The sequence below is a fragment of the Tabrizicola flagellatus genome (assembly GCF_046295235.1).
Taxonomy (GTDB): Bacteria; Pseudomonadota; Alphaproteobacteria; order Rhodobacterales; family Rhodobacteraceae; genus Tabrizicola; species Tabrizicola flagellata_A.
In genome coordinates this window covers 16,319-28,693 of the sequence record NZ_JBKBLV010000022.1, presented here as the reverse complement: position 1 = coordinate 28,693, position 12,375 = coordinate 16,319, and the positions used below count along the sequence as shown (strand labels likewise).

Genomic DNA, 12,375 nt, shown 5'->3' with positions numbered 1-12,375 from the left:
GAGTATGGCTGGAATATCGGGTAGAACGTCGCCGCGCCAGCCGAAAAGGCCATTCGGGCAGGGCAGAACGGCGCGAAAGGAAGACAGCTTGGAGGCTGCGTCAACCATGACATCCCTTTTCGGTCGCACGCTGGCGGTTGCCGCGATCACGCTTGCCGGGGCGGCTGCCCAGGCCCAGGAATCGACCAATCGCGTCGCCACGATGACGGACTGGAACGTCTTCACCGAGGAGAACCCCAAGGAGTGCTGGGGCGTTTCCAAGCCGAAGGAGACGGTGAACACCCGCGACGGCCAGCCGGTTTCGGTGCGGCGCGGCGACATCCTTCTGTTCGTGACCTTCCGTCCGGGCAAGCCGGGCGAGATCAGCTTTACCGGCGGTTATCCCTTCGCCAGCGGCTCGACGGTCGATGTCGCGATCGACGGCGCCACCTACCAGCTGTTCACCGATGGCGAATGGGCCTGGCCGGGCAGCGCGGAGGAGGATGCAAAGCTTCTGGCCGCGATGAAGGCCGGCACCACTGCGGTCCTGACCGCGCGGTCCGGCAAGGGCACGCAGACGAAGGACACCTTCTCGTTGCGCGGTTTCACCGCCGCCATGGAAGACGCCGAGAAGCGCTGCAAGTAAGGCCATCAGGCCGGCCAACCGGGCGCCCCCTTCGCGGGGCGCTTTTCTTTTGTGCCCCCCTGCCCTATATGCGCGCCAGCCCAGATCGCCTGTGACAAGGCCCGACCGAAGGATCTGCCCAATGACCGCCGCACCGGCAACCGCCCCGATCACGCAGGACGTTCTGACCCTCCCGCGCAAGTTGCCCGAGGGAGGCAGGACGAACATCGTCGGCCTGACCCGCGAGGCCCTGCGGCAGGCGCTGATCGCCGCCGGCACGCCCGAGAAACAGGCGAAGATGCGCCTCGGCCAGGTCTGGCAATGGGTCTATCACTGGGGCGTGCGCGATTTCGCGCAGATGACCAACCTCGCCAAGGACTATCGCGCGCTTCTGGAGCGGCATTTCACCATCGAGATCCCCGAGGTCGTCACCCGCCAGATCTCTGCGGACGGCACGCGCAAGTATCTGGTGCGCATCGCCGGCGGCCATGAGGTCGAGGTGGTCTATATCCCGGAAACCGACCGTGGAACCCTGTGCATCTCGTCCCAGGTCGGGTGTACGCTGACCTGTTCCTTCTGCCACACCGGCACGCAGAAACTGGTGCGCAACCTGACCGCGGCGGAAATCGTCGGCCAGGTGATGATGGCGCGCGACGATCTGGACGAATGGCCGGTCCCCGGCGCACCCAAGGAAGAGGTGCGGCTGATCTCGAACATCGTGCTGATGGGGATGGGCGAGCCGCTCTACAACTTCGAGAACGTCCGCGACGCGATGCAGATCGTGATGGACGGCGAGGGCATCGCGCTCGGCCGCCGGCGGATCACTCTCTCGACCAGCGGTGTCGTCCCGGAGATCGCCCGCACCGCGACCGAGATCGGCTGCCAGCTGGCGATCAGCTTCCATGCGACGACGGACGAGGTCCGCGACGTGCTGGTGCCGATCAACAAGCGCTGGAACATCGCCACGCTTCTCGAGGCGCTGAAAGCCTATCCGGGCCTGTCGAACAGCGAGCGGATCACCTTCGAATATGTGATGCTGGACGGGGTGAACGACACGAAGGAAGATGCGCACCGGCTGGTGAAACTTCTGGAAGGGATCCCGGCCAAGGTGAACCTGATCCCGTTCAACGAATGGCCGGGCGCGCCCTACAAGCGGTCGTCGGGCAACCGGATCCACGCCTTCGCCGACATCATCTACAAGGCCGGTTACGCCAGCCCGATCCGCACACCGCGCGGCGAGGACATCATGGCCGCCTGCGGCCAGCTGAAATCGGCCACCGAGCGGGCGCGGAAGTCGAAGGCGCAGATCGCGGCCGAGGCCGGCCTCGGCTGACCCCTTGCGGGCTCGGCCGCAGTCGCGTTCTCTGGCCTTCCGCGCAAGAGGGAGCGTCCCATGGCCACCACCCGGAAGTCCGCCAAAGTCAGGAGCCAAACGCCGAAAAGCCCAGCCGCTTCGGTCCATGACCGGCTGGTCGCCTATATCCGCAGCTTCGAAGCCGGGCTGGATGCGGAACAGGAGATCGCCATGGGCTTTGCCTCGGACGAATCGGGCGTGCTGCGGATCGAGGGCCTGGGCTATTTCGACCCCGACATCATCACCTTCTATGGCCGCGACGAGGACGGCACGAGGACCCAGCTGATCCAGCATGTGACGCAGCTTTCCGTCACCTTGCGCGCCGTTCCGAAGGAGGCCAAGGCCGAGCCGCCGCGCCGGATCGGGTTCCAGCTGAACGCGGGCTGGATGGGGGGCGATTCGGGCGACGGTTCGGCCGGCTGAGGCGGGCAAAGGTTCGTCGTCGACTTCGTCGCTCCTAGCACGCCTCACCGACGAGGAGACGAAGTCGAACGAGGAGGCCTCGTGGTAAATGCCCCCTGTCCCGCCGCCCCCGTGACAGGGCGCAACGAATCCGCTATCAGGCTTTCAAACCGGGAAGATAAGGGGAACCGCCCATGGCCGACCAGCACCACGCCGAGTACAAGCACGGCTCGATGGACATCCGCGAGCAGGAGAAGACCTTCGAGGGCTTCATCCGCATGACGGTCTGGGTGACCTGCATCGTCATCGGCGTGCTGATCTTCATGGGCCTGGTGAACGCCTGATCCCGGACCTGGCGATGGCCCGCCTGCTGCGCATTCTCTGCGGTCTCGTTGTCGCGCTGGCCTTGGCCGCCTGCGGGGCGGACTCGAAGTGGGCGCCGCAAGAGCAGGTGGATGCCATGCGCTTTGTGGCCGGACCTCCGACCTACATAACGCTTTACACGGTCGTGAACACGCGCACCGGCTCGGGTGCCCATTCGGCGATCCTGGTCAATGCCTCCGAACGGGTGATCTTCGACCCGGCCGGCACCTGGTATCACCCAAAGCTGCCGGAACGGAACGACGTGCATTTCGGCATGTCCGACAAGGCTGTTGCCTTCTATCTCGATTACCACACCCGCATCACCTACAACACGATCGAGCAGACGGTCTACGTCTCGCCCGAGGTGGCCGAACTGGTATTGGCCCGCGTCAAGGCCTATGGCGCAGTGCCCAAGGCCATGTGCACGCAGGCGACCTCGTCCATCCTGCGTGGGGTGCCGGGTTTCGAATCCCTGCCGCAGACCTTCTACCCGAGGAAGCTGTCCGAGGCCTTCGGCCGCCTGCCGGGGGTGACGACCCGGGTCGTCACCGATGACGATGCCGACGACAACCACGGCGTCCTGATGCGCCAGCGGGACGGGACGCTGCTGTAATCCCGGCCTCGTTGCTTGAACCGGACGCGGGATCGGATAGGGTTCCGCACCGGACGGAAGAGGTCGGGTGCCGTGCGCATCTTCGCAGTGATCCTTGCAGGGGGACAGGGCCGCCGCATGGGCGGGGTCGACAAGGCGCTGGTGCCCCTGGCCGGGCGCCCGCTGATCGCCCATGTGCTGGACCGGCTGGAGCCGCAGGTGGACAGCGTGCTGATCTCGGCAAACGGCGATCCGGCGCGGTTCGCGCCCTTCGGCTGCCGCGTGGTCGCGGATGACGGGTCGCGGGGTCCGCTGTCGGGCATCCTCGCGGGGATGCGCGTCGCGGCCGAGATGGGGGCGACGCATCTCGTCTCGACCCCGGTCGATACCCCCTTCCTGCCGGGCGATCTGGTGCCGCGACTGCTGCTGGCGGCGGAAGCGTCGGCCGAGGGGCTGGCCCTCGCGGCGGACGACAGCGGGGACCATCCGGCCACCGCGCTCTGGCCCGTCGGGCTGGCGACGGCGCTGGCCGCGTTTCTGGAGGCAGGCGAAACCCGCGTCCTGCGCTTTGCCGAGGCGCACGGCGTGGTCCGCGCCCCCTTCCCCGATCCGCGCGCTTTCGCCAATCTCAACACGCCCGACGAGCTTGCCGCCGCCGAGGCCCTGATCCGGGGGGCGGCATGAAGGTCTATGGCGTGATCGGCTGGAAGAATTCCGGCAAGACCAGCCTGATGGAACGCCTGGTGGCCGAGATCACCGGGCGGGGCTTCTCGGTCTCGACCGTCAAGCATGTGCATCACGCGGTCGATCTGGACCAGCCGGGCAAGGACACCTACCGCCACCGCCAGGCCGGCGCGCGCGAGGTGGTGCTGGCGGCGGCCGAGCGGCTGGCGATCCTGGTCGAACATCGCGGGCCGGAGCCGGAGCTGCCGCAGGTGCTGGCGCGGCTGGCCCCGGTCGATCTGGTGCTGGTCGAGGGCTACAAGCGCGACGCCCACCCCAAGGTCGAGGTCTGGCGGACAGAGACCGGCCAGCCGCTGATCCAGGCCGGCGACCCGCTGGTGCGCGCGGTGGCGACCGATGCGGCGCTGACGCTGCCGGTGCCGGTCCTGGACTTGAACGACACGCGGGCGGTGGCCGATTTCATCCTGCGCGAGGTCGGGCTTGTTTGATCGGGTCATCGTGGTGGACTGGTCGGGCCGGGGCACGCCCAGTCCGGCCCGGGCCAGCAGGGACGCGATCTGGGCGGGCCTGTGCGAGGCGGACCGTCAGGAAGAAGCCTACTTCCGCACCCGCGCCGAGGCCTCGGACTGGCTGACCGCCCGGCTGGCCGACGGCGGGCGGCAACTCGTCGGCTTCGACTTTCCGATGGGCTACCCTGTCGGTTTCGCGCGAATGTTGACCGGCCGGGACGAGGCCCGCGCGTTGCATGGCTGGCTGGCGGAGCGGATCGAGGACGGGCCGGACAACCGCAACAACCGCTTCGAGGTGGCCGCCGCGATCAATGCCCGGCTGGGTGGTGGGGGTCCGTTCTGGGGCCGGCCCAAGGCGCGGCAGATCCCGCATCTGTCGCCGCTCAAGGCCGTGGACCATGCCGCCCTCGGCCTGGCCGAGAAGCGCCGGGTGGAACGCGAGAACCCGCCGGCCAAGCCGGTCTGGCAGCTGATGGGCGCGGGCTCGGTCGGGTCGCAGGCGCTCATGGGCATTCCGGTGGTGCACCGGCTGGCCAGGGTCAGCGGCGCGCGGATCTGGCCCTTCGAGCCCCCCGGCCCGTTGACCCTGGCCGAGGTCTATCCCTCGCTTCTGGCCCCTGCGGTGGCCGCCTCGGGCGACCCGATCCCCGACCGGGCGCAGGTGCGGCTTCTGTCACGGGCCCTGTTCGCGCTGGCCCGGGCGGACCGGCTGGCGGCCCTCTTCGACACCCCGCCCGAGGCGGCCGAGGAGGGCTGGATCCTCGGCGCGGGCCATGCCCGGCTGTTGCAGGAGGCGCTGGCATGGGCGTGACCCTGTTCCGCGGCCTGCACGACGAGCTGCGCCCGCAGGCGGCACGGCTGTACTGGGAGGCCTTCGGCGGCAAGCTCGGCCCGGTGCTCGGCCCCGATGCGCTGGCCCTGCGCTTCTTCGAGCGGGTGATGCGCGGCGACCTTTGCCTGGCCGCAGTCGATGACAGCGGAGACCTGGTGGGCATCGCAGGCTTCAAGACCCCCATGGGCAGCTTTGCCGGGGGCAGCTGGGCCGATCTGGTGGCGGTCTATGGCACCTTCGGCGGCCGCTGGCGCGGGGCGCTTTTGTGGCTCTTGGGGCGTGAGATCGACAACGAACGCTTCCTTGTCGATGGGCTTTGCGTCGCGCGGGCGCATCGGGGCAAGGGGGTGGGTTCGCAGCTTCTGGCCGCCCTCTGCCGCGAGGCGGCCGAGCGGGGCTATCGCGCGATCCGGCTGGACGTGATCCAGGACAACTTCCGCGCCCGCGCCCTGTATGAGCGGCAGGGGTTCCGGGTCGAGCGGACCGACCGGCTGGGACCGCTGCGCTATCTGTTCGGATTCGCGGCCTCGACCGTGATGGTGCGGCGGGTCGAATAGTCCGTCCACCGTGGACAGGATGGGCCGTGCCTTTGTCATCAACGGGTTATCGGCGCGCGTCAGGTAACCGGAAAGGTCGGACGCCCGCCCTTGTGGCCGGCCGCGCCACCTGTCAGGATATGATCAAATTCCAACCATTCGGAGGCCGGCCATGATCGAGAAGCGCGAATTCTACATCGACGGGACATGGGTCGCGCCCCTTGAGGCGAGGGACTGCCAGGTGATCGACCCCTCGACCGAAGAGGTCTGCGCGGTGATCTCGCTGGGGTCCGAGGCGGATACCGACCGGGCGGTGGCTGCGGCGAAGGCGGCCTTCCCGGCCTGGGCGGCGACCGATCCCGCCCAGCGGCGCAAGGTCGTCGAGGGCATCCTGGAGCAGTATCACCTGCGCAAGGAGGAGATGGCGCAGGCGATCAGCCTGGAGATGGGCGCCCCCATCGACATGAGCCGCGACGACCAGGCGGAGTGCCTGCCCTGGCACCTGAAGAACTTCCTCAAGGCCTTCGACCACATGGAATGGATCCGGCCGCTGGGTCCGCATGCCCCCGACACCATGATTGCACTGGAGCCGATCGGGGTGGTGGGCCTGATCACGCCCTGGAACTGGCCGATGAACCAGGTGACGCTGAAGGTGATCCCGGCGCTCTTGGCGGGCTGCACCTGCGTGCTGAAGCCTTCGGAAGAGGCGCCCCTGTCCTCGATGCTTTTTGCAGAATTCTGCCATGACGCGGGCGTGCCGCCGGGCGTGTTCAACCTGGTGAACGGCGACGGCGCCGGGGTCGGCACGCGGCTGTCGAGCCACCCGGATGTCGAGATGATCAGTTTCACCGGCAGCACCCGGGCCGGCCGCGCGATCAGCAAGGCCGCGGCCGAGACCCTGAAGCGGGTCACGCTGGAACTGGGCGGCAAGGGCGCAAACCTGGTCTTCGCCGATGCCGACGCGCGGGCGGTGGAACGCGGCGTGCGGCATATGATGAACAACTCGGGCCAAAGCTGCAACGCGCCGAGCCGGATGCTGGTGGAACGCAGCTTCTACGACCGGGCGGTCGAGATCGCGGCCGAGGTGGCGAACGGGATCAAGGTGGGTCCGGCGAGCGAACCCGGCAAGCATATCGGCCCGGTGGTGAACAAGCGGCAATGGGACCAGATCCAGGCGTATATCCAGAAGGGCATCGACGAAGGCGCTCGGCTGGTGGCGGGCGGTCTTGGCCTGCCCGAGGGGATGAACAAGGGCTTCTACGTCCGCCCCACGGTCTTTGCCGATGTGAAACCCGGAATGACCATCGAGCGCGAGGAAATCTTCGGCCCGGTCCTCTGCATGATGCCCTTCGACAGCGAGGAAGAGGCGGTGCGCATCGCCAACGACACGCCCTACGGGCTGACCAACTATGTCCAGTCGGCGGACGGCGCGCGGCGGAACCGGCTGGCACGACAGTTGCGGGCCGGGATGGTGGAGATGAACGGCAAGTCGCGCGGCGCGGGGGCGCCCTTCGGAGGCGTGAAGGCCAGCGGTCGGGCGCGGGAAGGCGGGGTCTGGGGGATCGAGGAGTTCCTGGAGGTCAAGGCGATTTCGGGCTGGGACGTGGCGGCGGAGTAAGCGATTTCTTCGAAGAAATCGCATCGGAGCCTTTGAAGGCTCCGGTCCGGAGTTTTCGAAAACTCCGGGGTCAGGGGACCGGCGCCCGGAAAACTTGACACAGGTGTCGAGATTGGCTGACATGGGGGCGAACGGAGGCCCCCATGACCCAGCATCCCCGCCTGATGTCCCCGCTGAAACTGCGCGACCACACGCTGCGCAACCGCATCGTCTTTGGCGCGCATACCGCGAACATGTCGGACCAGGGCATGCCGGGGCCACGCTTCGGCAAGTACCTGCTGGAGCGCGCCCTGGGCGGGGCGGCGATGGTGGTGGCCGAACCCGTGCCGGTGCACCGGACGGGGGTCCTGACCCGGGGCAACTTCCTGCATTCGGATGACGCGGTCATCCCCGCCTTCCGGCAGATCACCGACGAGGTGAAGGACGCGGGGGCGGTCATCCTCCAGCAGCTTTACCATATCGGCGCGCATGGCGATTCGGACCTGAGCTTCGCGCCGCACTGGTCCCCCTCTGGTGGGCCGTCGTATCACGACAGCGATGGCTCGCATGCCATGACGGAGGCCGAGGTCGAGGAGCTTCTGGAGGCCCATGTCGCAGCGGCGGTGCGGGCCAAGGCCTCGGGCTTTCAAGGGGTGGAGGTCTGGGCGGCCTATCACTCGCTTCTGGACCAGTTCTGGACGCCGTGGTCGAACCGGCGGACGGATCAGTGGGGCGGCTCGCTGGAAAACCGCACCCGCTTTTCCCGAACGCTGATCGAGCGCATCCGGCGGGCCTGCGGCGAGGATTTCGTCGTGGGTCTCGCGGTCAGCTATTCCGAGGCCTATGCGGTGACCCTGGGGGCCGAGGCTTTGACCGAAATCCTGTCGCTGCACGACCGAACCGGTCATGTGGACTATGTGACGGTCGGGGCCGGGTCTTACCTGGAGTTCGAGTCGATCATTCCTCCGTTTACCCATGGCGAGAAGCTGACGACGCCTTTGACGCAAGTCCTGAAGCGGGAGTTGAAACATGCCGTGGTGACCTCGGAAGCCGGGGTCAGGACGCCGGAGAACGGCGAGGCGATCATCGCCTCCGGCCTGGCGGACCTGGTGTCGATCGTGCGCGGCCAGATCGCCGACCCGCATCTGGCGCGGAAGGTGGCCGAGGGGCGGGCGGAGGACGTGCGGGGTTGCATCTCGTGCAACCAGATGTGCTGGGGGCGGCGCAGCCGGGATTACTGGATCTCCTGCCTCATCAACCCGAGTGCGGGGCGCGAGTTCGAATGGGGCGGGGACCGGTTCGTCGCCGCGCCCGAGCCGAAGGAGGTGCTGGTGGTGGGCGCGGGGCCTGCGGGGCTGGAGGCGGCGCGGGTCGCGGCGGAACGCGGGCACCGGGTGGAGATCGTCGAGGCCGCGCCGGTGGTCGGCGGGCAGTTCCGGCTGGCGGGGATGCAGCCGCGGCGCGGGCAGATCCTGGAGCTGATGGACTGGTACGAGCGGCAGTTCGACAGGCTGGGGGTGCGGTTGCGGCTGAACACCTTCCTTGACGCCGAGGAGGTGGCGGCGCACCCGGCCGGGGTGGTGGTGGTGGCCACGGGCTCGCTGCCCGATGAAAGCGGCTTTCAGCGCTGGGTGCCGGAAGAGCCTGCCCTGCCGGGGATCGAGGCGGGCGGTGTGTGGTCGCCAGAGGCGGTCCTGCGGCGCGAGGCGCGGCTGGGGGACGCGGTGGTGGTCTATGACGAGGGCGGCAACTGGCGCGGGGTGGGCACGGCCTGGGCCTTGGCCGAGGCGGGCAGGCACGTGACCATCGTCACACCGGAGGCCTTCGTCGGCAAGGAACTGGCGCGGACGGCGGCGGACGGGGTGGCACGGCGGAGGCTTGGAGCGCTGGGGGTGCGGATGCTGGCCGAGCACCGGCTGGTCCGCTGGCATGGGGACGGGGTGACGGTGCGGTCGTTCCTGACCGGCGCGGAGGAGGTGATCCCGGCCTCGGGTCTGGTGATGGCGACGACGAACCGGGCGTTCGATGTGCTGCCCGAGGCGATCGAGGGAAAGGTGCTGCACCGGATCGGCGACTGCGCGGCGCCAAGGCTTGCGGCCTATGCCTTCCACGACGGGCGGAAGCTTGGCCTGTCGCTATGACGGCCGCCGCGGCAAGTCATTGATTGCAATGATTTGCTGCGCAGCATTCCCGCAGCATTCCACGCGCTTCGCTGCGCAGCAATTCAGCGCGGATCGGCCATGAGAAGTGCGGCCGCCCCCAGCAGCGAGGCGACCACGCCAAGAAGCGCGACGGTGCCGTATCCGGCGAGGGTCGTGCCGAGGGCAAAGCAGCTTGCCGCGATCACGTCGCCGGCAAGCCGCTGCAGCGCCATGAGCGAGGCCCCCGCCCCGGGACGGTCGGCCATGAGATCCTGCAGGTAGGCGATCGGGACCGTCAGCGTGACGGCCCCGCCCACCGCGGCGGGCAGGACCAGAAGCCAGACGAGGGGCGAGCCGGCCAGCATAGGCAAGAGCGCGACATGCAGGCTGTAGAGCGCCGCGCCGGCGAAGATCAGCCGGGTGCGCGGGATGCCCCTGGTCAGGCCGGGGATCAGCAGCATGAACGGCACTTCGAGGCCCGCCACCAGCCCGACATAAAGCGCCACGTCAGAGGTCGAGCGGCCGACATCGGGCACCATGACCAGCGAGACGATGGCCATGTAGACCGTCGAGGCGCTGAAAACCGCGCCGAGGGCGATCACGCGCGCCGCGATGCGGGGGCGGCCCGTCTCGGCCAGCGCGGCACGGAAGCTGAGTCCCGACGGGCGGTCGTCCCAGGGGGTGCGGCCGTCGGCGGGCCAGAGGCGCAGGACGGTGGCAAGCATCGCGGCGGACAGGACCAGCGCCACCGGGAAGATCGCGGCGACGGGCGCTCCGGCGGCGAAGGCGAAGGACCAGAGCGGCAGGACGACGACGAAGGGAAAGGCGAAGAGGGCGCGGATGACGGCCATGATGCCGTCGCGCTCTTCGGCCGGGTGTCGGGTGGCGGCAAGTCGGGCGAGCGCAAAGACCTGGCCGAAGGTGATGCTGCTGATCGGGATCAGCAGAGCGGCGGTCAGGGCGAAGACCCAGGGGCCGGGGGCGACCGACATCAGGAAGGCGCCGAGCAGGAGCGACAGGACGGCGGTCAGGGTCACGCGCCGCCGGTTCGCGGTCTGGTCGGCGCGGATGCCGCCGATCACCGAGGCCGAGACCGAGGCAAGGGACGACAATGCGAGAAGGACGGCATAGCCGCGGTCGCCGAAGCCGAAGGTGTTGACAGCGAGGGTCGAGAAATAGGGGCCGAAGGAACAGGCGACCGCGCCTTGCAGGGCCATGACAAGACCCGCGGCGCGCAGCGCCGGATCGGAAATGCAGAGGCGGATGGCTGGCATGGCCGACTGGCTATCCCGGGCGCGACGTGGCCGCAAGGTTCCGCGCAAGGCCCAGGAATTTTCGACGAAAATTCTGGGCTCAGGGGGGGATGACCTTGCCGGGGTTCATGAGGCCCTGTGGGTCGAGCGCCAGTTTCACCGTCCGCATCACGTCGAGCGCCACCGGGTCCTTGCGGCGCCGCATCGACGAAAGTTTCGACAGGCCCACGCCATGTTCGGCCGAGAAGCTGCCGCCGAGGTCGGCCACGACATCCTCGATGGCCTCAAGCACCCGGTCCTTTAGCGCCCTGTCGTCCCGCGTCGGGTAGGCGGTGAAGTGGAGGTTGCCGTCGCCGAGATGCGCGACCGTGATCGTGCGCGCGCCGGGGTCGAGGGTTTCGAGTCTTGCTATGGCTTGGGTCAGGAAAGTGTCGACCTTGTCGAGAGGCAGGCAGACATCGGTATCGACCTCGGGGTAAAGGCCCACTCCGATCTCGGCGGCGGCCTCGCGCCGTGCCCACATCGCTCGGCGCTGCTGTTCGCTGCGGGCGAGGACGGCGTCGGTGACAAGGCCCGCCTCCATCATCTCGGCCAAGATGGTTTCCAACGTGAGGACGAGGGGGATGTCGCCGTTCGCGTCCGGGGTGGCCTCGTGCGGGACGGTGGTAGCGGCTTCGATCAGGATGGTGACTTCGGGGATGTGGTCGAATGGCAGGCCGAGGTCAGGGCGGACTTCGTTCAGGCGTTCAGAGTAGGTGCGGGGCATGAATTCGAACGCCTCGACCCGGCCGCCGGTGGCTTCCTGCATGCGGTTCAGGAGGGTCAGCGCATCGGGAAGCGAGCGGGCGGCAAGCGTGGCCGTGGCATGGGCGCGCGGTGCGGGGACGAATTTCATCACGGCGGCGGTGATGATGCCAAGCGTGCCCTCGGCGCCTATGAAAAGGTTTTTCAGGTCATAGCCGGAGTTGTCCTTGTGCAGTTCGGACATGAGGTTCAACACGCGGCCGTCGGGCAGGACGACCTCCAGCCCAAGGCAGAGGCCGCGGGTGGAGCCGTAGCGCAGGACGTTCGAGCCGCCCGCGTTGGTGGAGAGGACGCCGCCCAGCATGGCCGAGCCCCGGGCGCCGAACCAGAGGGGGAAGTATAGCCCTTCCCTTTCAGCGGCTTCGTGCAGGCGGGTGAGGATGACCCCGGCCTCGGCAATGACAAGGCGGGCGTCGCGCTTGACCTGCCGGATGCGGTTCATCCGTTCGAGTGAGAGCATCAGGCCACCTTGCGTCATGGTCCCGCCGACAAGGCCGGTGTTGCCCGAGATGGGCACGACGGGCACGCCATGCTGCGCAGCAATCTTCACACAGGCGGCCACTTCGGCGGTCGATCCGGGGCGGATGACCGCGACCGGCTGGCCCTCGTAGCGGCCCATCCAGTCGCGGGCGTAGCGGGCCATGTCGGGGCCGGTCAGGACATGCGCGGCCCCGATTGCGGCGGCCAGGTCTGCGGTCAGCATG

13 protein-coding genes are annotated in these 12,375 nt (G+C 68.4%); 11 read left to right on the top strand and 2 right to left on the bottom strand.

Translation table 11 applies throughout. The features are described 5' to 3' along the window. Nucleotides 1–106 precede the first annotated feature (106 nt). The 11 genes from ACK4IU_RS11200 to ACK4IU_RS11150 all read left to right on the top strand — a co-directional run bounded on the left by ACK4IU_RS11200 (nucleotide 107) and on the right by ACK4IU_RS11150 (nucleotide 9,614). The gene (locus tag ACK4IU_RS11200; protein WP_409734985.1) at nucleotides 107–625 is read left to right on the top strand and encodes an invasion associated locus B family protein; all 519 of its coding nucleotides are present in this window, start codon (nucleotides 107–109) and stop codon (nucleotides 623–625) included. 121 nt (nucleotides 626–746) lie between these two features. Continuing rightward, complete coding sequence (gene rlmN, locus ACK4IU_RS11195; RefSeq protein ID WP_409734983.1) at nucleotides 747–1,937, top strand: 23S rRNA (adenine(2503)-C(2))-methyltransferase RlmN; 1,191 nt, start codon at nucleotides 747–749, stop codon at nucleotides 1,935–1,937. Nucleotides 1,938–1,997: 60 nt separating this feature from the next. Then, nucleotides 1,998–2,381: a DUF6173 family protein gene (locus ACK4IU_RS11190; protein WP_409734980.1), complete on the top strand. Its 384-nt coding sequence runs from the start codon at nucleotides 1,998–2,000 to the stop codon at nucleotides 2,379–2,381. Nucleotides 2,382–2,554: 173 nt separating this feature from the next. Further along, nucleotides 2,555–2,704, top strand: a complete 150-nt coding sequence (locus ACK4IU_RS11185; protein WP_149587634.1) for an aa3-type cytochrome c oxidase subunit IV — start codon at nucleotides 2,555–2,557, stop codon at nucleotides 2,702–2,704. A 14-nt stretch (nucleotides 2,705–2,718) separates the two neighbouring features. Further along, nucleotides 2,719–3,336: a hypothetical protein gene (locus ACK4IU_RS11180; protein ID WP_409734978.1), complete on the top strand. Its 618-nt coding sequence runs from the start codon at nucleotides 2,719–2,721 to the stop codon at nucleotides 3,334–3,336. A 72-nt stretch (nucleotides 3,337–3,408) separates the two neighbouring features. Continuing rightward, nucleotides 3,409–3,999 (top strand): molybdenum cofactor guanylyltransferase MobA, encoded by a 591-nt coding sequence (mobA, locus tag ACK4IU_RS11175; RefSeq protein ID WP_409734975.1) that lies wholly within the window; start codon nucleotides 3,409–3,411, stop codon nucleotides 3,997–3,999. Next, nucleotides 3,996–4,487 (top strand): molybdopterin-guanine dinucleotide biosynthesis protein B, encoded by a 492-nt coding sequence (mobB, locus tag ACK4IU_RS11170; RefSeq protein WP_409734973.1) that lies wholly within the window; start codon nucleotides 3,996–3,998, stop codon nucleotides 4,485–4,487. Before mobA ends, mobB begins: the two co-directional genes overlap by 4 nt. Further along, nucleotides 4,480–5,319 carry a molybdopterin guanine dinucleotide synthesis gene (locus ACK4IU_RS11165; RefSeq protein ID WP_409734971.1) on the top strand — a complete coding sequence of 280 codons (840 nt, stop codon included), beginning with the start codon at nucleotides 4,480–4,482 and terminating at the stop codon, nucleotides 5,317–5,319. Before mobB ends, ACK4IU_RS11165 begins: the two co-directional genes overlap by 8 nt. After that, nucleotides 5,310–5,897 (top strand): GNAT family N-acetyltransferase, encoded by a 588-nt coding sequence (locus ACK4IU_RS11160; RefSeq protein WP_409734968.1) that lies wholly within the window; start codon nucleotides 5,310–5,312, stop codon nucleotides 5,895–5,897. The genes ACK4IU_RS11165 and ACK4IU_RS11160 overlap by 10 nt, the downstream gene beginning before the upstream one ends. 151 nt (nucleotides 5,898–6,048) lie before the next feature. Next, entirely contained in the window at nucleotides 6,049–7,494 is a 1,446-nt protein-coding gene (locus ACK4IU_RS11155) for an aldehyde dehydrogenase family protein (protein ID WP_409734965.1), read from the top strand. Nucleotides 7,495–7,637: 143 nt separating this feature from the next. After that, nucleotides 7,638–9,614, top strand: a complete 1,977-nt coding sequence (locus tag ACK4IU_RS11150; RefSeq protein ID WP_409734963.1) for an FAD-dependent oxidoreductase — start codon at nucleotides 7,638–7,640, stop codon at nucleotides 9,612–9,614. Between the two features lie 83 nt (nucleotides 9,615–9,697). On the opposite strand, the gene ACK4IU_RS11145 is transcribed toward ACK4IU_RS11150, so the two are convergent. After that, nucleotides 9,698–10,888, bottom strand: a complete 1,191-nt coding sequence (locus tag ACK4IU_RS11145) for an MFS transporter (protein WP_409734961.1) — start codon at nucleotides 10,886–10,888, stop codon at nucleotides 9,698–9,700. Between the two features lie 79 nt (nucleotides 10,889–10,967). Next, nucleotides 10,968–12,374 (bottom strand): FAD-binding oxidoreductase, encoded by a 1,407-nt coding sequence (locus ACK4IU_RS11140; protein WP_409734959.1) that lies wholly within the window; start codon nucleotides 12,372–12,374, stop codon nucleotides 10,968–10,970. Nucleotide 12,375 lies beyond the last annotated feature (1 nt).